Origin of the sequence: Chitinophaga qingshengii, from assembly GCF_014529935.1 — a bacterium.
Lineage (GTDB): Bacteria > Bacteroidota > Bacteroidia > Chitinophagales > Chitinophagaceae > Chitinophaga > Chitinophaga qingshengii.
In genome coordinates this window covers 368,268-391,506 of sequence record NZ_JACVFC010000004.1, presented here as the reverse complement: position 1 = coordinate 391,506, position 23,239 = coordinate 368,268, and the positions used below count along the sequence as shown (strand labels likewise).

The window sequence follows — 23,239 nt, the reverse complement described above, 5'->3', positions numbered from 1 at the left end:
TCAAAAGCCGGTTCCGTACGTCTGTACGGCCGGCTTATTTTTTTTGGGCAGGCCCGTAGGGGTAAATGTTTCTTCAGCCGTCATTTTTGCATAGGCCCCTTTAAAAATGACTTTTATGAAGAAACAAGCTATCATAACCTACACCAGTCTCAGTGTAAGCTGGTTATTACTGATGCTGGCGATTTTCTCCCTTATCCTGAGCAGCTGTGCCAGGGACCAGATCGCCGGGTCGGGTCATGTTGTAGCGGAAACCCGCAGCACCTCTCCTTTTTCAGAAGTGGAAATAGCCGGTCCGTTTGAAGTACATCTTATCCAGGACAGCACAGCTGCCGTGGAAATCAAAGCGGAGGACAATGTTATTAGCGCCATAGAAACCAGCACCGCTGATAATACGCTGTTTATCCGGGTACGCAACCATGTTAAGTTATGGCGTCATTTACCCATACAGGTATATGTGCACAGCCGCAATTATCAGCGCATTAATTTCGCGGGATCCGGCACACTTGATAATAAGGATACCTTACAAAGCAACAAATTCGCCTACCAGATTGATGGGAGTGCCGATGCCAGGCTGGCGTTGACCGTACAGGAATTGCATACCAGGATCAATGGTTCCGGCAGTCTCGACATGAAAGGAAAGGCAGTTTCCCTCAATAGTGACATTAACGGCAGCGGCCAGATCAGCGCACTGGAGCTGGATACCAACAGGCCGATATTACCATCCGGGGTTCCGGCGACCATTCCGTTAGCGTACGGAATCAGCTGTCTGTAGGTATTTACGGCAGCGGGGATGTTACCTATTCCGGTAATCCTGCCAAAGTACAAACAGATATTAAGGGATCAGGTAAAGTAAAAAAGATCTGATTCGTATAACCTGCACTGTTAGACTGTGGTAATGCACGGTTCAACACGCAAGGGTTTCTGCAGCTGTAGCGGAAACCCTTTTTTATTTTGGGATTTTGATATTTAGATATTTGATTGTGTTATGCACCAAAAAATTTAGCCATTTGGAACGATATCCAAATGGCTAAATCAATAACTAAATATCTAAATCAATAAATCTCAAAATGATTATGCACCGCCCAGTTTGCATTTCTGCAGTACTTCCCAGGATTTGCCGTTATGGCGCAGGAAGTAGAGGTTGTTTACTTTGAAAGTAGCCTCATATTCCTTGTTTTCATATTCCGGCCAGGCTTTGTTGAACTGTTCGTCGTCGAGGTCTTTGAAGGCCACGGTTACGTGCGGTGTGAAGCCGGTACGTGCCAGCATGGTGCTGAATCCGAATTCCTTACGCAGGAAGTTGATCAGCTGGCGATGCATAGCCGCCATCGTTTCACTTTTTTCCACGTTGATAAACAGTACACGGTTCTGTTTGTTCGGGAAGGTACCGAATCCTTTCAGGGACACTTCAAAAGGAGCCTGTGTTTTGGCGAACTCGGTGAGTTCATCGCAGAAGGCTTTTTCCAGTGCAGGATCAGCGGTGAAAGGTACCTGCAGGGTAATATGGGGCAGTACTTTCAGTGCGTACATCGGACCATATTGTTCTGCGAATTCCTGTTTTATTTTAATGATTTCCTTACCTACTTCTGCAGTGGGCAGCAGTGCGATAAAGTAAATTTTATTATCAGGTTTGGGTTCAAAGCGTCTGTTTTGGCCGCCTGGTCTTGGTCTGCCGCCGCCGCCACGATTGTAGCCGCCACCACCGCCACCGCGGTTATAGCCACCACCACCGCCGCCACGGTCGTAACCACCACCGCCGCCACCGCCGCGATTGTAACCACCACCACCGCCGCCACGGTCGTAACCACCGCCGCCACCGCCGCGATTGTAACCACCGCCGCCGCCGCCACGGTCGTAACCGCCGCCGCCGCCACCGCGATTGTAGCCGCCACCGCCGCCGCCACGGTCATAACCACCACCGCCACCGCGGTTGTAGCCTCCGCCGCCGCCACGGTCGTAACCACCACCGCCACCGCGGTCATAGCCACCACCGCCTTCGCGGTTATAACCACCACCGCCGCCGCGATCGTAGCCACCACCGCCTTCGCGGTTGTAACCACCACCGTTGCCACGGTCGTATCCACCACCACGGTCATAGCCGCCGCCACCACCGCGATCATAACCACCACCGCCGCCGCGGTCATATCCGCCGCCGCCACGATCGTAGCCACCTTCACGATTGTAACCACCGCCACCTTCGCGGTTGTAGTCTGTACGGGGGCGATACCCACCCTCGCGATTGTACTCAGTACGTGGACGACGCTCTGTGCTGTCTCCACCGTTGTAATCGGGTTTTCCACCCTCCCGCTCATTGTTTAAGTTGGGTCTGTAGTCACCTCTCTCCTTGTTGGGATCATTCTCTTTGTTGGTATCAGAAGAGTAGGGCCTGCGGGGGCGTTCGTTTCTCTCAAAATTCATCTTACTTAATTAAGCGTTTGAAGCAATATTAGCTATGATTTCATAAAAATGAAATACATCCTGATAAGAGTTATACATCGGTACCGGTGAAACCCTGATGACTCCGGGTTCTCTCTAATCAATGATTATACCGGCATCTGTCATTTGCTGATGTATCTCTTTTCCTTTTTTTAGGAACAGCAAAGATAGTTGTGCGCCACGTTCATTACAATTTTTAGGTGTAATAATTTCAAAATTAATGCCTTTCAACTGCTGCAGCAAAAACTCCAGGTAATTGGTTAGTCCCTGGCTCTTTTCTCTTAAAGCGCCGATACCGGCTGCTTCAAATAGTTCGAGGGATGCTTTCAGGCTTACCATGTTAAAAACCTGTGCGGTACTTTGTTGCCATCCTTCGGCGTCTTTCTTAGGCACAAACCTTTTTTCCATTTTAAAACGTGCACTCTCTTCGTTGCCCCACCAGCCACCCAAGCGGAGAAATCCGCGGTCGCTGGCATATTTCTCATGCACAAATGCGCTTCCTACTGCGCCGGGACCACCATTCAGGTATTTATACGAACACCAAACGGCAAAATCTACTTCCCAATTGTGCAAAGCCACCGGAATATTTCCTGCTACATGTGCCAGGTCGAAACCGGCATAAGCACCTGCCCTATGAGCAGCAGCCGTAATAGCGGGTATGTCAAAATATTGTCCGGTATAATAATTAATCCCTCCGAATAAAACTAATGCTAAGCTATCACTTTCCTTGTTAATAATATCTAAAATATCTTCCGTTCTTATCAAATATTCTCCGGTTCTGGGCGAAACCTCGATAATGGCTGTTTCCGGATCGAAACCATGGCATCTGACCTGCGTTTCCACCGCATACTGGTCGCTCGGAAAAGCTCCTGCCTCCATTAACACTTTAAACCGTTGTTTGGTTGGCCGGTAAAAACTTAACATCATCAGGTGGAGGTTAACCGTAAGTGTGTTCATCACTGTTAGCTCCTGCTGGCTGGCCCCCATCATATCTGTCAAGGGTTTGCTGCAATATTGCTGATAATAAAGCCAGGGATTTTGGGCGGACCAATACCCTCCCACTGCACACTGCTGCCAATCGGCCAATTCCTGTTCTATTGCTGATTTAACGTTTTTAGGCTGTAACCCAAGTGAATTGCCACATAAATAAATTGCGTCCTTTCCTTTTCTTTGGGGGAAATAAAACTGCTCCCTTAATTTATTTAATGGATCCTGCTGGTCCTGCTCTTTAGCAAATGCTAAGGTTGCTACGTACTCCATGGTCTTCCAATCATTTGCCAGTCTTCCATTTTAATGGCTGAGGGTATCTCATCCCGGATACCTTGTGTCTTGTCTATCTACGCTAAATATATCTACTTCATAAAACAGGCAAACCTGTATAACTGTTTAAAACAGACCGTCTTCTGTCGAAAAATTAACATCCGATAATCATATGGCATATAAGGCTAAGGCTGTATATAGCTAGTAACGTGAACGCTCTGAAGGGTCAAATGTAATAATAGCTATCGAATTGCCCACCATTCTGATTGTTAAAATTTGTTAATAAAACTAAAAATATGGTTTCATCCACAATATACAAAAAAAATCCGTCCTGAAGAATCAGGACGGAGACTGTTAACCTACAACTGTTACACTGTATTACTAAAAAACGTAATTATCTTGTTTTAATTCACGGAAACCTTGTCCACCTTAGCGCCTTTCTTCAGTATCTCCTCCTGCTGTTCCTGCTCAGGCGCCGGGAAAAAATTGTAAGGCTTGTCAGACACATACTTAGGGTCGTGCAACTGCCGCACGGTTTCCTTCTTCATAAATAGCTTTAAAATCAGTACCAGGAAAGGCACATACTTCAGTGTTCTGGAAAGCCCATACCTATCAAGTACGTCCAGTGAGCGCTTATTCATGGCATACATTACCGGTACCAGGATCAGGGTCAGGAAAGTCGCAAAAATCAACCCAAACACCATGGTCCAGGCCAGCGGCCCCCAGAAGGCTACGTTGTCGCCCCCGAAGAAGATATGCGGTTTAAACTCACTGAACAGGGTGGCAAAGTCAATGTTAAAACCAACTGCCAGCGGAATAAGGCCCAAAATAGCGGCAATCGCTGTCAGCAACACGGGCGTCATACGGGTTTTGCCTGCTTCCACCACCGCCTCATACACCGGCATGTTCTGCATAATCAGCAGGTCGGTGAATTCCACGAGCACAATACCATTACGCACCACAATACCTGCCAGCGCCATGATACCTACCCCGGTCATCACAATGGAAATGTCCATCTTAAAGATGCTGAAGCCAAGGAATACCCCTATGATGCTGAACAAAATTTCCATAAAGATGACCAGCGGACGGCCAATAGAGTTAAACTGGGTCACCATAATCATCAAAATCAACCCAAAAGCCCCCAGCATCGCCATTAACAGGAAGTTCATGGTTTCCTGCTGGTCTTCCTGCTCACCGGTCATCTTGATTGTCACGGAGTTAGGATGACTGAAGTCATGCAGCGCTGTCTGGATATGCTGCACTACCTCGTTGGCGTTGAAACCGGTCAACACGTTGGAATACAGCGTGATCACCCGTTTCTGGTCGATACGTTTGATACCGGCGTAAGTATTGGAATAATGAATATCCGCTACGGCCGACAGAGGTACCTGCCTTACAGCGCCGCCCATATTCATATCCCGGTATACCAGGTTGAGGTTCATCAGGTTATTGATATTGTTACGCTGATCGTCCCGTAATCTTACCATGATTTTGTATTCGTCTTTGGCATCGCGGATCTTGGATGCTTCAAAGCCAAACAAGGCTGTACGCAGCGCTCCACCGATCTGCCGGGTGGAGATCCCTTCGTTGTTGGCTCTTTCACGGTCTATGTTGACAACGATCTCCGGTTTGTTATCTTCAAAATCACTTTTCAATTCCTCCACCCCATCGATATGCAGTGAATCCAGATAACGTTTAAGTCTAAACGAAGAACTGGTCAGTTCATCAAAATTATCGCCGGTGATCTCGATGTTGATCGGTTTACCGGTTGGCGGTCCGCCCTGCTCCTGTTCTACCGTGATGTTGGTACCCGGAATACCTTTTACAGCATCACGGATTTTGGCAAGATAAGCAACAGTAGACTGCCCGTTTCTTGCGCCGAACTCCACGAAAGCCACGGTCACCTTCCCTTTCTGCGGCTGGGTGCTCATGTCCATCTGGCTCGGGTCACCGGCGCCTTTAGCGACGTTGGAAATGATAGACTCTACAATCGGATTGTTGGCGCCCACCACTTTGGTAATACGGTCTTCCACGATATGCGTGATAGAGTCCGTGTATTTCTGGTCGGTACCATTCGGCAGCTCAATATAGGTGTAGATAAAGTTAGGATCTGCCTGGGGGAAGAATACCACCTTCGGATTACGAATACCTGTGAGTATAATGCTGAAAATCAGCAGGCCGAAAGTGGCCACCAGTATCCATACCGGGCGCCATCCTACCAGGCACCATTTCAGGATACGTTTATATCGTTCCTGCACTTTAGGCCAGAAGCTGTGCTGGAAGTGACGCGCTACACCACCCAGCCAGAAACGTTCCAGCAGGATCATCAGATAAGCGAATACCACGAAGTTGCCTGTTCCCACGCTGCCATTGGCATAACCAATCAATGCGATCACCGCAAACACGATGGAGAGTATTCTGAACTTGCGGTCAAACTTCGGTTTGGGATGGTCTTCCCCTTCGTGCCGGTCCATAAAATCCACCGCAAATACCGGGTTGATGATATAAGCTACAATCAGCGACGCTCCCAAGGTGGTGATCAATGTTACCGGCAGGTAGAACATAAATTTACCGATAACGCCTGGCCAGAATAACAGCGGTACAAAAGGCGCCAATACCGTCAGGGTTCCTGACAATACCGGCAAAAACACTTCTCCCGCCGCTATCTTGGCGGCTCTTACTATACCCAGGTCTTTTCGTTCATTAAAAATACGGTGCACGTTTTCGATCACCACAATGGCGTCATCCACCACAATACCCAATGCCAGCAGGAAGGAGAACAGCACCATCATGTTAAGGGTAAACCCATACATTGGCATCAGCAGGAAGGCGATGAACATGGAGATGGGCACCGACAAGGCCACGAAGATGGCGTTTACCGCACCCATGAAGAACATGAGGATCAGCGTTACCAGGATGAAGCCGATGATGATGGTGTTGATCAGGTCGTGCAGGGTAACACGGGTAGACTTAGATTGATCCGCGGTAATGGTCACATGCAGGCCTTTCGGGAAGTAGTTGGCTTCCATATCGGCCTTGATGGCCTGTATTTTATCAGACGCATCGATGAGGTTTTTACCGCTTTGTTTGATTACGTTGAGCGTGATTACATTCTTACCGGCCAGGCGGGCATAACTTTCCTGTTCGAGGAAACCGTCCACCACATCGGCTACGTCTTTCAGATAGACTGTAGCGCCGGATTGACCGCGTACAATGATGTTACCAATCTTAGCCGGATCTTTATATTCCCCTTTTACACTGAGGGTACGTTTCTGGCCGTCCATAGACACCAGGCCTCCGGAGATGGTAATGTTTTCTCCCTGGATAGCGCCAATGATATCGTCAAAACCGATTTTGGCAGCATCCATTTTATATTTATCAACATTGATCTGTATCTCTCTTTCCAGCTCCCCTACCAGGTCTACGCGGGTGATTTCATTCAGTGCCTCGATGCGGTCTTTCATATCATCTGCATACCGTTTGAGTGTTTGCAGATCGAAATCGCCGGAGAGGTTTACGTTCATGATAGGAATCTGGGACACATCGATCTTAACGATCTGCGGTTCCTGTGTCAGGTCTTTAGGCAGATCTTTTTTCGCGTCGTCTACTTTCTCCCTCACTTGCTGGCGGGCCGCTTCGATGTCTTCGTTAGCGTTGAATTCGATGGTGATGGCGGAGAAGTCCTGCATGGAAGTGCTTTTGATCTTCTTCACACCGGAGATGCCATTGAGTTGTTTCTCGATGGGTTTCGTCACCAGGGTTTCCATATCTTCCGGGGAAGTACCGGCATAGATGGTATTGATAAAGAACTGCGGGAACACCACTTCCGGGAACTGTTCCTTTGGCAGGTTGATATACGAAAGAATACCCGCCAGCGCAATGATAATGGTGGCTACATAGATGCTCACCTTATTATCAATGGCCCAGCTGGTGGGTTTAAATTCTTTATGAAGATTATCTTGCATACACTTGGTTTTGGCTGTGATTCAGCATTACAGTTTGATCAGGTCATTGTCGTTGAGGCCCTGGTAACCAGTGGTGATGATCCTGTCGCCGGTTTTTAAGCCGTCTTTGATTTCAGCCTTGTCGTTATAGGTGCGTCCTACTTCGATGGTTCTGCGTAGTGAAGCCAGTTGACCGTTTTTATCAGCCGCCACCATCACGAAAGGTTTACCGGAAGAATACTGGATCAGGTTCACCGGTATAACTACGGCATTGCTGGCAGTATAGTCCACAATTTTGATATGGGCGATCATATTGGGACGGATAGCGTTATCCGGTTTCAGCGGCACTTCAATTTTGATGGTGCGGCTTAGCGGGTCGATCGTTCTGGAAGCGAAAGCGATATTGGTTTTGATTTCGCGGTTGATATCCGGGAAAGAGAGGATCACGCGGTCGCCTGTTTTCAGGAGGCCGGCATAGGCTTCCGCCACGTTGGCCGTTACTTTCAGGTTATTGGCGTTTACCACGCGGAAAGTAGGATTACCGGGAGCAGCGTTGTCGCCCACTTTAGCGATCACCGCGTCTACTGTACCGCCGATGGGTGCAATGATGCGGGTTTGGGCCAGCTGGTCCTGCAGGGTGGCCATTTTCCGTTCCAGCGCTTCCTTTTGGTTTTTGGCGTTGAGGTATTGTACTTCAGAGCCTATTTTCTGATTCCAGAGATTTTTTTGTTTTTCATAGAGGATGTTGGCGAGGTCCATCTGCGTATGCAGTTCCGCCATATTGGCTTTCAGTACCTGGTCATCCACCTGGGCCAGTGTTTGTCCTTTGCTGACCTGCTGGCCTTCGCGTACGTAGATAGCCGTGATCACGCCCATGGCGCGGGCTGATACGTTTACGTTTTCGCGGGCATCCACGCTTCCCTGTACATCGATATAATGTTCAAATACCGTGTCTTTCACAGCAGACACTGTAACGTCTTTCATTCTTGCTACCGTATCTTTTTTGCCAACTTCTTTTTCCAGGGCTGCGATTTTGGTATCGAGGGCAGTTCTTTCCTGTTTCAGTTTTTCCAGTTGCTGCACTTTGTTGCCTCCGCCGCCGCAGGCAGCTATTACCACAGAGAGCACGGGGACGATGAAAAGATATCTTTTATTCATATAGCTGATAGTGATAGGTGATTGAAAAGGTTTTGCACTATAGTTTTCCGTAAGCCTTGAGCAGGTCTACCCGTGCTACGATGGCATTGTACAGTGCGGTGAAATAATTGTTCTGGGCGGTGAGCAGGTCATTTTCGGCAGTCGACATTTCCAGGCTGGAGCCCACCCCTTCACGGTATTTGATCTGGGTAGTATTGTGTACTTCTTCCGCGAGTTTCATGTTTTTTTCCTGGGCTTCCAGGTTCAGCACGTTGTTACGGAAGGTAGAAGCCGATTGTTCTCTTTCGAGATCGATACCCAGTTTAGCGTTTTCGATAGCCACTTCACTTTTTTTGACGTTCAGCAGGGCCTGGTCTACCTGTCTTCTGCGTTGTAAGCCGCTGAAGATGGGCACAGAGAGGTTGAGGCCTGTATTGAGATAGCCGTACCATGTCTGGCTTTTGAGGTAATCGAACTTATCGCTTCCGCGGAGCGCGCCTGTAGCCGCAAAAAGCTGCAGCGAGGGCAGTCCTTTCATCCTATATCTTTTCAGGTCGTATTCGTTGGCTTTTTTCTGTGTTTCGAGCAACTGGTATTCAATCCGTTGGGAGTAGTCGAAATGGTCCATGTCGGGGATGCTTTCCGTGATCCTTTCCGTGGAGAGGGTATCGGAGAGTACGACCACCTGTTTCAGTGGCATGCCCATCTGGTATTTCAGTGCAGCTACCCCGAGTTCGATGAGATTACGGAGTTTGGTTTGTTCGGTCTGGAGGTTGGTGAATTGTACCACGAGGCGGTCTACATCCAGCTTTTCCACGAGACCGTTTTTATTGATTTCCCTGGTATCGTTGAGTATTTTTTCCAGGGTATTGATATTGTTTGTCAGGATAGACAATGCTTTCTGCGCTGACAGTACATTATAATAGGCTTTGTATACGTTGGCTTTCACATCGATCTGTGATTTGGCCACATTCTGCGATACCAGTACTTCCAGGGTTTTACGGGCCTGGAGGGCAACCAGTACGCTGGGATCGAACAGCGTTTGGGTGAGCCTTACTTCCCCCATGAGGTTTTGGGGAAGCTGGAAAGTGATGACCGCAAAAGTGTCTTTACCTCCGGTCGGGGCAAAGTTTCCCACGTTGAACATCTGTTTCTGCAGGATCGGGTTATATTGGTACTGGCCGGTACCGTTGATAGTGGGTAGTGCGAGGCCGGCGACCTCTTTATTTTTGGCCAGCTGGATCAGTTCATCCAGTTTGGCCGTTTTAACGGTAGACTGGTTAGCCAGTGCATAGTCCACTGCTTCCCGGGCCGACAGGCGGACAGGTTCCTGTGACACGGACTGCTGGGCGCCGGCGGTGGTAGCCAGGGCGAGCAATCCCGCCATGGAAGCCATGCCGGTGAGCCTTCTGATTCGTTGCATAGTATTATATGTTTAGCGATAGTTGTTTGTATTTTTCGATCAGCTTATACCCTTTGGCAGATGCTACTCCGTACAGATAGTTTTCCAGCAGTACCTTTTGTACTTTGGTCATATCTGAATTGCCAGGGAACGTTTCGGGTTGAAAGCTGAGCATACATCCGTAAACGCGGTATTGAGTCAGAATTCTAATGTCGAGGTCCGGTCTGTAGAGTCCTTCACTGATGCCTCTTTCCAGGTTTTCGCGGATGGTGTTGGCCAGTGAGTTGTTCTGATAGTTTATAAACACCTGATATGCTTTCGCATGGAATTTTTGCAGGTCGAGCAGGACTACCGGGTTCATGTTCCGCATGCGGCGGTCCAGCATATCCATCACCAGGAACAGTTCCTGGATGGCGTCGTCGGATTTTTCGCGGTTAGTCTGGCATTCCTGGTCTACGATACCTATAAAACGGGTGATAGCCTGTGTTACCAGGTCATCTTTATCCATAAAATGGGCATAGAGTGTTTTTTTGGAAATGCCCATTTTCACAGCGATGTCATCCATGGTGATAGACCTGGTGCCATATTGTCGAAACAGGCTAAAAGCCGTGTCCATGATACGTTCCTGCGGTTCCATAAGAGTGCTTTAACAGGCTTTGTAATGCTGAGACAAAACTATGGAAACTTTTTAAACTTCCAAAGTTTCCAGTATTTATTTTTTACATGTGGCAACACGGAACTGTGATGGACAGGATGATGACTGATTTACTGATTAGCGGAGATTATAGTGGAGATCGGAATAAGTGACAGGAAAAAACGGGGCAGGCAATCTTCCGCTTATTTGTCTAATTTTGTGCCCTCATTCCTTTTGCCATGTCGCCAAAACTCAAATTAAAAGTGTTTGCGTCCCGTTTATTGCGGTATTTCTTTCAGGGCCTGTTGATACTGGCTCCTATCGGGATCACTGCACTGACCTTATATTGGGCGTTTGTTACTATTGACAATCTTATTCCGAAGGAGATTATTCCGGATGATACCTCTTATAACTTTTTAAAATACAAGGGCGTAGGATTTGCGCTGGTATTGATATTAGTGGTAGTGGTGGGATACCTGAGTTCTTCGTTTATTATCGGGCGGATCTTTGATTTATTCGACCATTTGCTGGAGCGGACGCCGTTTATCAAATACATCTATACCTCTATCAAAGACGTATTTGATGCATTTGTGGGCGAGAAGAAGAAGTTTGATCACCCGGTGCTGGTGCAGATTTACGGGCAGGATGTATGGGAGATGGGTTTTATTACGCAGACGGACGTTACCCATCTTGGTTTAGAGGGTTATATGGCCGTATATGTTCCCCATGCGTATGCTATTACCGGTAAGGTGTTTATTGTACCGAAGGAGCGGGTAAAACCGCTGGAGAACGTATCGGCCGGAGAAGCGATGAAATTTGCCGTGAGCGGCGGCGTTACGAATATTTAGGGATTTGGTTATTGGGTTATTTGGTCATTTATTTTCCGTGGATGTTTTGGCATCCTTGGGATAAATGACTAAATTTCTAAATAACCAAATGTTTAAATTGTTTGTTATGTTAACCCGTATCCTGATACAGCCATTCGCTGTAAGTTTCACAATTGTATTATGGTTGATTTGTCCGCTGCGAGCCGGTGGCTGGGGCTTTTTTGCGCATGAGCGGATCAACCGGCTGGCGGTATTTTGTTTACCACCGGAGATGATGGTATTGTACAAGCCGCACCTGGAGTACATTCGTGTGCACGCTACCGATCCCGATAAGCGCCGGTACATGGTGGCTGCGGAGGGGGCGCGGCATTTCCTGGACATCGATCTGCTGGACAGGCCGCCTTACCGCAGCATCCCCCGCAGCTGGCAGGAAGCAGTAGCGCGGTATGGGGCCGATTCGCTACAGCGCAATGGTATTTTACCCTGGTACCTGGAAACCATGATGGCGAGGCTTACCAGGGCATTCAGGGAGCTGGACCAGCAGCGGATACTACAATTATCGGCTGAAATAGGCCATTACGTAGCCGATGCGCATGTGCCGTTACATGCCTGTTCCAACCACAACGGGCAGTTTACCGGTCAAACCGGCATCCATGGCCTTTGGGAATCACGTATCCCCGAATTGCTGGCAGATGCGGAGTTTGACTACTGGGCCGGTAAAGCGCGTTACATCGCTGATTGGCGGGCGTATGTATGGCAGATTGTGACCAGTAGTGGTCTTGCTGCCGATACCGTACTCAAAAAAGAGAAGAGGTTATGTGAACATACTTCTCCATCGCAGCGTTATGCCTATGAGATCAGGAACGGTGTGTTAACGCGAACTTACGCTGAAGGTTATACGAAAGCATATCATCGTTTATTGGGTGATATGGTGGAGCGGCGAATGAAACAAGCCATTGCAGCGGTGGCAGCCTGTTGGTATACCGCCTGGGTAAATGCAGGTCAACCGTCCTTGCAGGAGCTTCAGCATACAAGTCTTACGGAGAGTGAGTTGCAGGAGTTCGAGCAGCTGCAACAGCGATGGACAGAGGGGCGTATGCTGGGCAGGGCAGAATAAGCGGTCAAAATATTTAGGCTGATACAAAAAAATTGGAAAAGAAATTTTATCTTTGTTCCTACCGTCTTTTAACCTATCCTACACCAGCGCCTTACAGGTTTTAAAACACCCGTGCCGTTTTTTTTCCGTTTCCTTAGAAAAACCAAAACAAAGTGGAAAGATCAAAAAATGAATTTAATCTAGATCGTAACATGAAGGTGCATAATTTTAACGCAGGTCCTTCTGTATTGCCCAACGAGGTATTATACAAAGCCAGTAAAGCCCTGATAGATTTTGAAGGATCGGGGATGTCCATACTGGAGATAGGCCACAGAACAGCGCCGTTTGTAGCGGTGATGGAGGAAGCGCGTAGCCTGGTTAGGGAACTGATGCAGCTTGATGACGACTTCGAGGTACTGTATTTGCATGGCGGTGCCACCACGCAGTTTATGCAGGTGCCCATGAATCTGCTGGAAAGCAGTGAAACAGCCGCTTATGTAGATACCGGTGTATGGTCCAACAAGGCCATCAAGGAAGCGAAATTGTTTGGCTTCGTAGATGTAGTAGCCAGCTCCAAAGACAGTAACTACAACCACATCCCCAAGCAGTTCAACATCCCTGCGCAGGCCAGCTACCTGCACATTACCACGAACAATACCATCTATGGTACACAGTGGCATATGACCCCGGTGACAGACGTTCCCCTGATTGCAGACATGAGCAGTGATATTATGAGCCGCTCTATGGACTTCAATAAGTATTCGCTGATTTATGCCGGTGTTCAGAAGAACATGGGTGCTGCCGGTGCTACGATGGTAGCTATCCGTAAAAGCATACTTGGCAAAGTAACCCGCAAGATCCCGGCTATACTGGACTACAAGAATCATATTGAGAATGGGTCCATGTTGAATACCCCTCCCGTATTTGCGGTATATATCTCCATGCTCACCCTTCGCTGGTTAAAAGAGCAGGGCGGTATACCGGCCATCGAAAAAATCAATGAGAAAAAGGCCGCGCTGCTGTATGATGAAATTGACCACAACCCGTTGTTCCGCGGTACAGTGGCCAAAGAAGACCGCAGTCTGATGAACGCCTGCTTCATCATGGATAAACCAGAGATGGAAGAGGAATTCCTGAAATTCTGTAAGAAAGAAGATATTGTAGGTATCAAAGGGCACCGCCTCTCCGGTGGTTTCCGGGTTTCCATGTACAATGCATTGCCCTACGAAAGCGTAGAAGTAATGGTGGAAGCCATGAAATACTTCTCCCTGAAGAAAGCTTAAGCTACCTGTCATTACGAAATATGAATAACGATGATTTAACTGAACGATCATTTCAGTTTGATCATCGTTATTCGCATTTCGTAATTTTTATTATTACTTTTACCCTCATCTACATTATTTATCATGGCTATTATCAGACCTTTTAAAGGATTAAGGCCCAAGGAAGAACTGGCGGCGCAAGTAGCTGCAAGGCCTTATGACGTACTCAGTTCGGACGAAGCTAAAGCCGCCGCTGCCGGTAATCCGTATTCGTATTATCATGTTTCCAAATCAGAAATAGACCTGCCGGAAGGGACAGACACCCACAGTCAGCCGGTATACGACAAAGCAGCCGAAAACCTGCGAAAGCTGGTCAGCGATGGCGTATTGTTCCAGGAAGCACAACCTGCCTACTACATCTACAAACTGGTGATGAATGGCCGCTCCCAGACCGGCCTGGTATGCGCCTCTTCTGTAGATGACTACAATAAAGGCATCATCAAAAAACATGAGTTTACGCGCCCGGACAAAGAACTGGACCGTATCAACCACATTAAAACCACGCTGGCCCAGACAGGCAACGTATTCCTGGCCTATAACGATGTGCCGGAAGTAAATGCCCTGATAGACCGCTGGCAGAAAGACAACAAACCTGCGTACGACTTCACCGCCGACGACGGTATACAGCATACCATCTGGGTTATCAATACCCCGGCAGCCGTACAGGAAATCACGACCCTCTTCGCCGAAAAGGTGCCCTGCACCTATATCGCCGACGGGCACCACCGCGCTGCTTCCGCCAGCCTGGTACAGAAAGAATTCCAGGAAAACGGTAAAATCACTTCCGTGGAAAACCCGGTCAACTATTTCCTGACCACCATCTTCCCTGCCAGCCAACTGGCCATCCTGGATTATAACAGGCTGGTAAAGGACCTCAACGGTCTGAGTAAAGCTGAATTGCTGTCACGCCTCGACTATGACTTTACCGTAGAAGAAATAGGCCATCAGCCACAACAGCCTTCCATGCTGCACGAATTCAGCATGTACCTCGAAGGAACCTGGTACCGCCTGGTAGCCAAAGAAGGCACCTACACCACCGATCCGATCGGCATCCTGGATGTAACCATCCTGTCCAACAACGTACTGGACAAACACCTGGGCATCAAAGACCAGCGTACCGATAAACGAATTGATTTCGTGGGCGGTATCCGCGGTTTACAGGAGTTGGTAAAACGGGTTGACAGTGGAGAGATGAAAGTTGCTTTCGCCCTGTATCCGGTGACTATTCAGCAACTGTTTGATATTGCTGACAGTGGCAATGTAATGCCTCCCAAAAGCACCTGGTTTGAGCCGAAGCTGCGGGATGGCCTGATCACGCATGTTATTTAATTTAATATATTGATCCCCTGGTGAAAGGCCAGGGGATTTTTTTATTCCCTTTCCTTTCCTATGTATTCCACAGAGCCTACTCCATCTATTTTTGATGATACCGAATTTGCCGCACCTGAGATAAATGCCTATCCCAGCCTCAAACAACTGTGGATATTATTCATTATTTTTTTCGGCGGTTTATTCATTGTCAATGCCAGTCTGGGATTATTTGCCGGCATCACCCACCGCGCTATCCCTGAGATATACCAGTTTATTGGGCCGCTCAACCTTGTCCTATATCTCCTCATCGCTGCCTTTACCTATCGGGAAAAGAAAAAATATGAACCAGACTACAAGCCATCGTTTGCCATGCCTCCGCTCACCGTGCTGTTATTACTGACGCTTATTACACCGGCGCTGACCATTGCTTTTACCGGCATTTCCGCCTGGCTCCATGTCAATACCTGGGTAATGGTAATGCATAAGCCATTCCTATACTTCCCGGACAACCCCCTGATCATCTTCTTCACCTTCGCAGGTCTGACGCTGCTGGAAACGCTGATCATCCGGGGTATTTTGCTGGATGGCCTGTTAAAAAGATACCGGCCAGCCGTGGCGATCCTCAATTGTGTATTATTTATATCGATCATGGGTATCAAACCGGCGCTCATCCTTTTTTACATCTTCATCCATCTGTTGCAGAACTGGGTTTATTACTACACCCGTTCCCTGCTTCCCGGTATATGGGTCACCATCGTCGGTTTAGTATTTGCCCTCCTTGTCTTTAAAAGCGAATGGGAAGAATTGTTCGCAGAAGGTTATGTTCCCACTGTTGTTACCGCATTGGCTGTGTTAGCCATAGGAGGGCTTCTCCTTCAAAAAATATTTTTATCAACATTTAAAAAAAGTATAATATAAAATTTCCTGTTTTTTATTTACGCTTGCCCGGAGAACGACCTGTGGGACATTACCCCATTTTCCTTACTTTTACAACAAACGACAGACAGGAATGCATATGAGGTCTTCTTTATTGAAAGCAGTTTTAGTTGCGGGAGTACTATTTACACAAGCGGCCGTTGCACAGGATGCAAAGGAGTTATATAAAACCGCTACCAATTTCATGCGTAACGGGGATTACTCCAATGCTGTGCTGGTATTAAACCAGGCGTTACAGTTAGAACCCGACAATTTCGAATTCAGGAAGCAGCTGGGTTTCACCTTTTATCTGAAAGGAGACCTCAACAAAGCCAAGAGTGTGATTGAGCCCCTGCTGAATAAGAAAGAGGCAGATGTACAGGTGTTCCAGATTGCCGGTAACATTTATCAGGGGCGGGAAGAGTGGAAAACCGCTCAACGCATGTACGAAAAAGCGATCCGTAAATTTCCCAACAGCGGTGAGTTGTACAACGACAACGGCACGCTGGCCATGAACTTTAAGATGTATGACGGCGCCCTGCGTTCCTGGCTGAAAGGTATTGAGCAGGACCCTGGTTTTCCGGGTAACTACTACAATGCCACCAAAACCTATTATTACAGCAACAATCCACTGTGGTGCATCTTATATGGCGAAACCTTCATGAACATGGAGAGCTTCACCACGCGGACCGCGGAGATCAGGAATATCGTATTGGAATCATACAAAAAACTCTTTAACGACCCGAGCCTTTTCGATGCCATGGTGCCTGAAGAAGAAGGCAAAAAAGGCCGGAAAAGTAAAGGTGACGGCGGTTTTGTTCAGGCATACAAACAGTGCATGGGTAAACAGCTGAGTGTGATTACCGGTGGTGTAGATCCTGACGCCCTGATTATGGCCCGTACCCGTTTCCTGCTGGATTGGTACAATTCCTATAGCAACAATTACCCTTATGCACTTTTTGATTTTCAACAGACGATGTTGCAGCAGGGTATGTTTGAATCATACAATCACTGGCTGTTCGGTCCGGCCGCCAACCAGGCCAACTATAAAGCATGGGTAACGCTGCATAAACAGGATTACGACGATTTCCTGAAATACCAGCGTAACCATCCGCTGAAACCGAGGCCGGATGAATATTACAACGACGGAAGATTCACGCTGATCAACTCAGGGTATTAATATCAGCTTCCCGGAGCAGCAATGCCGGGACGAGGAGCATGGGATGAGTAAGTGAAGCGTTATTAGCAAGCTTTTTTCAGTCCGGGTACACCACCCGGGCTGTCTGAATAATCTCAAAATCTGAATATGCTCGCTACCAAACACCAAAACACGATTGATGCCGCTGTTAAAGCGAACCACGAGAGAACCTTCTATTCGCACTATCCGGAGCACCCCAAAGCGTACGGGGAAGAAGCCCACGCAAAAGGTGTACAAAGTTATCAGCAGTTGCTGAACAAACCCTTTAAACAGCTGCTGCAAACCGGTGAAACCGGCTGGGTGGGAGAAGAAGTATCCCCTTATACCCAGGAAGTGCTGGGTGTTACCTACCCTACCTTTGCGGTAGATGATCTCGTAAGCAGAGCCGGTGAAGCCGCTCACGCCTGGGCCCACACATCCGTACAGGAAAGAGCCGGCGTACTAACGGAGACGCTTGAACGAATTAAAGACTACTTTTTTGATATCGCCAATGCCACCATGCATACCACCGGCCAGAGCTTTATGATGAGTTTCCAGGCATCCGGTCCACACGCCAACGACCGCGCCCTTGAAGCCATCGCCACCGGTTATCATGAGTTGCTGCGATACCCTGCTGAACTGGAATGGGAGAAACCGATGGGCAAGACCAGCATCCGGCTTAAAAAGACTTTCCGGGCTATTCCGAAAGGAACCGGTGTAGTGATTGGTTGCTCTACTTTCCCGGTATGGAACACACTACCGGGCGTATATGCCAACCTGATCACCGGCAACCCGGTCATCATTAAGCCACATCCAAGAGCGATTTTGCCTATAGCCATTGCGGTGAGTGCCATTCAGCAAGTGCTGCAGGATAATGGTCACGATCCGCATTTGTGTCAGCTGGCGCCTGATAGTTCCGACCATCTCATCGCCAAAACACTGGCAGAACATACAGGGGTAAAACTGATTGATTATACCGGCAGCAGTGCCTTCGGCAACTACGTAGAGTCGCTTCCCGGTAAGACTGTCTTCACCGAAAAAGCCGGCGTGAACTCCGTATTGCTGGACAGTGTTAATGACCTGGACGCAGTGATACAGAACCTCGCTTTTTCCGTGAGCCTGTACTCCGGCCAGATGTGTACCGCTCCGCAGAACTTCTTTATCCCCGAAACCGGTATCAACACCGCAGCAGGGCATGTGAGCTTCAATGATGTGGTACAGCGGTTCCACGATGCGGTAGTAGCGCTCGTCAACAATCCGAAAATGGGTCCCGGCACATTGGGCGCCCTGCAAAATGAAAACACCTACCACCGGGCGCAGGAAGCCGCGCAACTGGGTGGTAAAGTAATACTGGCCGGCACTCCGGTGAATAACGAAGAATTCGCCAAAGCCCGGGTACTGGCGCCTACCATTCTTGAAGTAAGCAGTGCTGATAGCAGTATTTACGAAAAAGAACTGTTTGGCCCGATTGTGCTGATCGTTAAGACGAAAGATACCACACACACCATTCAGCTCGCCAAACAGATGGCGCAGAAACACGGCGCCATTACATGTGCCGCTTACACCACCGATCCTGCCACCAAAGAAAAAATCACAGATGAAATGAACAGTGTATTTACCCCTGTTTCATTTAATCTTACTGGTTTTATCTGGGTAAACCAGCATGCCGCCTTTTCCGATTTCCACGTAAGTGGAGGTAATCCGGCTGGCAACGCCAGTTTCACCAATCAGGAATTTATTATCAAACGGTTTGTATGGGTAGGTAACCGGGAAATGATCGCATAGATGGATGATACCGGCGTTCGGAGCGTTCCCCGAACGCCGGGCTTTATAATTGCAGGGAGATATTTATGAAAAGTATTGCATTTATTCTTTTACCCGGCGTTATCCTGGTAGCCTGCGAGCAGGCGCCCAAGGCAGACAAGGCCAGCGCCACCAATGCGCAGACAGTGACAGCCGCCACCGGCAATGCTTATCTGGCTGATACCGCTGCCTGTCTCATTGAATGGATTGGGACCAAACCTACCGGTCAACACCGCGGTACCCTGCGGCTGGCCGGCGGCGCTATCTATGTAAAAGACTCCCTCATTACCGGCGGACAACTGGTGATCAACATGTACACATTGCAGAACATAGACCTCGCCTCAGATACCGCCATGAAAAATAAACTGGAAAGAGAACTGAAAAGCAGTTCCTTTTTTGACATAGAAAAGTTCCCTACCGCTACTTTCGACATTACTGCCGTTAATGCCTATCATCCTGCCGTTGGAGAAGAAGTAGCACTAAAAGGTGCCACCCATCTTATTTCCGGAAACCTGACGCTTAAAAGCGTGGTTAAAAACATCTCCTTTCCTGCGCGTGTTCATATAGACAAACATCAACTCACTGCTGTCGCCAATTTCAACATAGACCGTACCCTGTGGGGCATTAACTACCGGGCAGACAAATCATTACAGGACAAACTGATCAATTCACAGGTCAATATCGGGTTTCATATCAGCGCATCCAGATAGGCTATATTTTTTCGTTTTTTCTGCCGGAAAGCCGATAAAATATTTTAAATTGAGTACAGCAGCTGCTTCAATCTAAAACCACTTCACATGGAAACTACCCAGCAAAGAGATGCACGTCTCTGGCGCATTGCAAAAGCCAGGGCCGGCTTTAAATGTCATCTCATCATTTACCTGGTGGTGAATATGGGTTTATGGACCGTGTGGTTGCTCTCCGACCGGGATCTTCCCGAAAATGCTCCCTGGCCATTGGCGCCAGCCCTGGGATGGGGCATTGCACTCCTGTTACAGTACTATACTACTTATCATAAAGGCACTTTCGATGATACGCTGAAACGAATATAGCCACCCAAAAAGACAGCATAATGGACCGACCGCAGCGACTATTTGACGTAATCCGCTATCAGCTGGAAACCTATCCCAGAGAGGATATGCTTACCGGCAAAGAAAACGGACAATGGAGAAAATACAGTACACAGGAAGTAGCAGCCCTCACCCGCAAATTCAGTGCTGGCTTACTAAAGCTGGGTATCCGGCAAAATGAAGAAAAAGACAAAATCGCTATTATCTCTCCCAATAAACCGGAATGGATATTAACCGATCTTGCCGTGCAGCAGATCGGCGCCGTTTTAACGCCTATATATCCCACTATCAGTCAGCATGAACTGGAATATGTACTCAACGATGCGGAAGCGCGTATCCTCTTTGTCAACGATCAGGAATTGCTGCAAAAGGTACTTGCCGCCCGGGATAAATTTCCTACTATCCGGGAGATCTTTACTTTTAACCGGGTACCCGGCGCCCGTCACTGGACGGAGATCCTGGAGCTGGCAGACGAGGCAGACTATCCACAGATAGATCAGATTCAACAAAACATATCACCGGAAGAGTTAGTCACCATTATCTATACTTCCGGCACCACCGGCACGCCCAAAGGCGTTATGCTCTCGCATCACAATATCATGAGCAATGTGCTGGCCTGTCAACCTTACCTGCCTGTCAGCAAAAATGCCCGTGCGCTTAGTTTTCTGCCGCTTAACCACATCTTCGAGCGGATGGTCACTTACCTGTACCTCACCAGTGGTGTACCCGTCTATTATGCCGAAAGTACAGATACCATTGCCGCCAACCTGCGGGAGGTAAAACCGACCATCTTCACCACCGTGCCACGACTGCTTGAAAAAGTATATGAAAAAATTATGGCCACCGGCCTGGAGCTCAAAGGCATCAAACGGATGCTGTTTTTCTGGGCAGTGGACCTGGGCAAACGTTATGAGATTAACCACCCGCTGAGTTTCTGGTATACACTACAGCTGAAACTGGCCAACAAACTGGTGTTCAGCAAATGGCGCGCCGCCCTGGGCGGAAATATCGACTGTATTGTAAATGGCGCCGCCGCCTGTCAGATTAGGCTGCTGAAAATATTCACGGCTGCCCGTGTTCCCATACTGGAAGGTTATGGTCTTACAGAAACGTCCCCAGTCATCAGTGTTAACCGCTTCAATGTAGAAGATCGTATGTTCGGTACCGTAGGACCGGTGATCAGCAATGTAGAAGTGAAAATCGCCGAAGACGGGGAAATTCTGTGTAAAGGCCCCAGTGTGACGATCGGGTACTATAAACGCCCCGATCTCACTGCAGACGCCATCACCGATGGCTGGTTCCATACCGGTGATATCGGTGTGCTGATAGATCATAAGTTTCTCAAGATCACCGACCGTAAAAAGGAACTTTTCAAGACCTCCGGCGGTAAGTTCGTGGCGCCGCAGCCCATAGAAAACAAGTTCAAGGAATCGCCCTACATAGAGCAAATCATGGTGGTGGGAGAAGACCGCAAGTTCACCGCAGCCCTGATTGTTCCGTCCTTCGACAATCTCCGCGGTTGGGCGCAGAAACGGGGCATTGCCTTCGACAGCGATGAAACACTGCTGAAACAACCTGCCGTACAGGACCTGTACAAACAAGCTGTTGATAAGTACAACCAGTTCTTTAACCATATAGAGCAGGTAAAAAAATTTGTATTACTGCCCCACGAATGGAGTGTAGATGCAGGAGAACTCACCCCTACCCTGAAGGTAAAACGGAAGGTGATCCTCGAAAAGTACAAAAAAGAGATTGACGGTATTTATGCGCCTTCCGGCGGGAAAGTTGATATAGAAAGTCTTTAAATATTAATTTAAAACCCTTACTTTTGCAACCCGATACCCCCAAAAGGGTACCAGGATGGTCCCGTAGTTCAATGGATAGAATAGAAGTTTCCTAAACTTTAGATACAGGTTCGATCCCTGTCGGGACTACAAAAACGCTTATTCGCCCAAACTTAGTAAAGCTAAGTTTGGGCGTTTTTCATTTATGGACGTGGGTTTCAGATTAAGTAAAATATTCCCCAAACTCCTATCCGGTCTAAGGCGTTGATGAAACACCTCTCAGCTCTCTACCGGATCTTTCATCCCCGACCACTCTTTCACGGCAGTATCCACCAGCTGCCGCAATCCAACAAGTACCCCTTTCCCCTCTCCCAGCGTACCACTGGCAGCCATTCCTGATGCCAGTACCGCAGCACCTACCGGCAGAAATACAGCGCTATCCATTACCTGTGGCACCTGAAAGGATACCCATTGTTTTTTTCCATGCACCATCAGCGGGGCGCCTTCCATAGTTTTACGCCGACCCGGCCATACGATCTGTTCGGCCAGATGCAATGCTGTGCATTTATCGAAATCTACACCAATCAGCAGGACTTTTGCCGGTAATTGATAGAGCTTTCCCAGGGGGGAACTCATGCCTAACGGGTCGTGCAGCGGATGGTGACTGATAATTTGTTCAGACAGCGGCCCCAGTGCAGCGAACGAAGAGAAGGGATGATCACTACGCACAGCGCCCGGCCAGGTCCGAAACAGCTCGGCAATCTGTCCCATATCCCGTGTAGGTGTAATGCGGGGATCATAAGCGGGCATGGTATAACGAATCGTATCGACCCAGTCTTTGGGAACAGCAGGCGCTTGCCAGTTTTCAGGGTTGGTGATGCTGGCTGACTGTGCAGGCATGACTATAGTGCCTTCCTCACCGACCGCTTGTAATAATGCCTGAATAACCGCTACAGGTCCCCCATTTACCCAGCCCAGGGAACTGAGCGATGAGTGAACAAGCAGTGTGTCCCCTGACTGAATGCCCAATGATTTCAGCTGGTCGAAAAGAGCCTCTGCAGTGACAGGTTTTGTCGTCCTGTTGATCAGGTTTTCTTCAGACATAATGAAGTAAGTTTTCT

The 23,239-nt window shown here is 48.3% G+C and carries 16 protein-coding genes, 1 tRNA gene and 2 pseudogenes; 12 read left to right on the top strand and 7 right to left on the bottom strand.

What is annotated here, in order from left to right:
• The first annotated feature begins 106 nt into the window (after positions 1-106).
• Positions 107-864: pseudogene (locus ICL07_RS26065) on the top strand (head GIN domain-containing protein).
• A 207-nt stretch (positions 865-1,071) separates the two neighbouring features.
• Here the strand turns inward: ICL07_RS26065 and ICL07_RS32495 are convergent.
• From ICL07_RS32495 to ICL07_RS26030, 6 genes and pseudogenes are all read right to left on the bottom strand, one after another.
• Complete coding sequence (locus ICL07_RS32495) at positions 1,072-2,418, bottom strand: 2'-5' RNA ligase family protein (RefSeq protein ID WP_246485169.1); 1,347 nt, start codon at positions 2,416-2,418, stop codon at positions 1,072-1,074.
• A gap of 9 nt (positions 2,419-2,427) precedes the next feature.
• Positions 2,428-3,696 (bottom strand): annotated as a pseudogene (gene kynU / locus ICL07_RS26050) (kynureninase).
• Between the two features lie 404 nt (positions 3,697-4,100).
• A complete protein-coding gene (locus tag ICL07_RS26045) occupies positions 4,101-7,661 on the bottom strand; it encodes an efflux RND transporter permease subunit (protein WP_188090991.1) in 3,561 nt (1,186 codons plus the stop codon).
• Positions 7,662-7,688: 27 nt separating this feature from the next.
• On the bottom strand, positions 7,689-8,798 hold the full coding sequence (locus tag ICL07_RS26040) for an efflux RND transporter periplasmic adaptor subunit (protein WP_188090990.1): 1,110 nt from the start codon (positions 8,796-8,798) through the stop codon (positions 7,689-7,691).
• 37 nt (positions 8,799-8,835) lie between these two features.
• Positions 8,836-10,200, bottom strand: a complete 1,365-nt coding sequence (locus tag ICL07_RS26035; RefSeq protein WP_188090989.1) for a TolC family protein — start codon at positions 10,198-10,200, stop codon at positions 8,836-8,838.
• A gap of 4 nt (positions 10,201-10,204) precedes the next feature.
• Positions 10,205-10,816, bottom strand: a complete 612-nt coding sequence (locus tag ICL07_RS26030; RefSeq protein ID WP_188090988.1) for a TetR/AcrR family transcriptional regulator — start codon at positions 10,814-10,816, stop codon at positions 10,205-10,207.
• Between the two features lie 236 nt (positions 10,817-11,052).
• Between ICL07_RS26030 and ICL07_RS26025 the strand changes: the two genes are divergently transcribed.
• The 11 genes from ICL07_RS26025 (at position 11,053) to ICL07_RS25975 (ending at position 22,268) form a co-directional block, all read left to right on the top strand.
• Positions 11,053-11,661, top strand: coding sequence for a DUF502 domain-containing protein (locus tag ICL07_RS26025; RefSeq protein ID WP_188090987.1), 609 nt, complete (start codon positions 11,053-11,055; stop codon positions 11,659-11,661).
• A 106-nt stretch (positions 11,662-11,767) separates the two neighbouring features.
• A complete protein-coding gene (locus ICL07_RS26020) occupies positions 11,768-12,757 on the top strand; it encodes a zinc dependent phospholipase C family protein (RefSeq protein ID WP_246485168.1) in 990 nt (329 codons plus the stop codon).
• Positions 12,758-12,948: 191 nt separating this feature from the next.
• A complete protein-coding gene (serC, locus tag ICL07_RS26015) occupies positions 12,949-14,019 on the top strand; it encodes a 3-phosphoserine/phosphohydroxythreonine transaminase (RefSeq protein ID WP_188090986.1) in 1,071 nt (356 codons plus the stop codon).
• A 123-nt stretch (positions 14,020-14,142) separates the two neighbouring features.
• Entirely contained in the window at positions 14,143-15,387 is a 1,245-nt protein-coding gene (locus ICL07_RS26010) for a DUF1015 domain-containing protein (protein WP_188090985.1), read from the top strand.
• 60 nt (positions 15,388-15,447) lie between these two features.
• The gene (locus ICL07_RS26005) at positions 15,448-16,287 is read left to right on the top strand and encodes a CPBP family glutamic-type intramembrane protease (RefSeq protein ID WP_188090984.1); all 840 of its coding nucleotides are present in this window, start codon (positions 15,448-15,450) and stop codon (positions 16,285-16,287) included.
• Between the two features lie 97 nt (positions 16,288-16,384).
• A complete protein-coding gene (locus ICL07_RS26000; RefSeq protein ID WP_188090983.1) occupies positions 16,385-17,464 on the top strand; it encodes a tetratricopeptide repeat protein in 1,080 nt (359 codons plus the stop codon).
• Between the two features lie 126 nt (positions 17,465-17,590).
• A complete protein-coding gene (gene paaN, locus ICL07_RS25995) occupies positions 17,591-19,246 on the top strand; it encodes a phenylacetic acid degradation protein PaaN (protein WP_188090982.1) in 1,656 nt (551 codons plus the stop codon).
• A 65-nt stretch (positions 19,247-19,311) separates the two neighbouring features.
• On the top strand, positions 19,312-19,974 hold the full coding sequence (locus ICL07_RS25990) for a YceI family protein (RefSeq protein WP_188090981.1): 663 nt from the start codon (positions 19,312-19,314) through the stop codon (positions 19,972-19,974).
• Between the two features lie 87 nt (positions 19,975-20,061).
• The gene (locus ICL07_RS25985) at positions 20,062-20,316 is read left to right on the top strand and encodes a 2TM domain-containing protein (RefSeq protein WP_188090980.1); all 255 of its coding nucleotides are present in this window, start codon (positions 20,062-20,064) and stop codon (positions 20,314-20,316) included.
• Between the two features lie 20 nt (positions 20,317-20,336).
• Positions 20,337-22,139, top strand: coding sequence for an AMP-dependent synthetase/ligase (locus tag ICL07_RS25980; protein ID WP_188090979.1), 1,803 nt, complete (start codon positions 20,337-20,339; stop codon positions 22,137-22,139).
• 57 nt (positions 22,140-22,196) lie between these two features.
• Positions 22,197-22,268: transfer RNA gene (locus ICL07_RS25975), tRNA-Arg, on the top strand.
• Between the two features lie 129 nt (positions 22,269-22,397).
• Here the strand turns inward: ICL07_RS25975 and ICL07_RS25970 are convergent.
• Positions 22,398-23,222, bottom strand: coding sequence for an AAC(3) family N-acetyltransferase (locus ICL07_RS25970; protein WP_188090978.1), 825 nt, complete (start codon positions 23,220-23,222; stop codon positions 22,398-22,400).
• Positions 23,223-23,239: the final 17 nt, after the last annotated feature.